A 917-nucleotide genomic window follows, 5' to 3' on the forward strand; every position below is an offset into this window, starting at 1 on the left:
GGCGCTGTTCCTCTACCCGCACAGCATCACCGGCGTGCTGGCCAGCAAGAACCGCAACGTGATCAAGCGGAACATGTCCGCGCTGCCGGCCTACAGCTTCCTGCTGGGCCTGCTCGCGCTGCTCGGCTACGCGGCAATCGCGTCGGGCGTGAAGCCGCTGCCCGGCGCCACCGAGGGCACCGTGGACAGCAACACCGTCGTCCCGCTGCTGTTCGACATGCAATTCCCCGCCTGGTTCGCGGGCGTCGCCTTCGCCGCGATCGGCATCGGCGCGCTCGTCCCCGCCGCGATCATGTCGATCGCCGCGGCGAACCTGTTCACCCGCAACATCTACAAGGAGTACCTGCGCAAAAACGCCTCACACGCCGACGAGGCCCGCGTCTCGAAAATCACCTCCCTGGTCGTGAAGATCGGCGCGGTCGCCTGCATCGTCTTCCTCGACCCGCAATTCTCCATCGACCTGCAACTCATCGGCGGCGTGATCATCCTGCAGACCGCACCGGCAGTCGCCCTGGGCCTGTTCACCCGCTGGCTGCACCGCGGCGCCCTGATCACCGGCTGGGTGGCCGGCATGAGCCTGTCCATGTGGATGCTGTGGCAGATCCCCAACCCGGCCACCAAACGCGCCCACTTCGGCGGGTCGGCGTTCCCGCTGTCCGAGTTCGGCTTCGACACCAAACGCACCATCTACGTCGGCTTCGTCACCGTCCTGGTCAACCTGCTGATCGCCGTCATCGTCACACTGATCCTGCGGGCCACCAAAACCCCGGCCGGCATCGACGGCACCACCCGAGACGACTACTTCGCCGACGAGGGCGACCCACGCATCGACCGCGACCTCACCGCGGTCGAGACCCCGTCATCGACATAGCCGAGACCTGACCCGCTCCCGGGTCATGCAAGGCGCCGCGCCCCAT

The 917-nt window shown here is 67.1% G+C and carries 1 protein-coding gene; it reads left to right on the top strand.

Features of this window, described 5'->3' with window-relative positions; translation table 11 throughout:
• A partial coding sequence (locus Ade02nite_RS48875) for a sodium:solute symporter family transporter (RefSeq protein WP_438871035.1) occupies positions 1-871 on the top strand: 871 nt, incomplete at its 5' end.
• Positions 872-917: the final 46 nt, after the last annotated feature.

Source organism: Paractinoplanes deccanensis (assembly GCF_016862115.1).
In the GTDB taxonomy this organism is placed as follows: Bacteria; Actinomycetota; Actinomycetes; order Mycobacteriales; family Micromonosporaceae; genus Actinoplanes; species Actinoplanes deccanensis.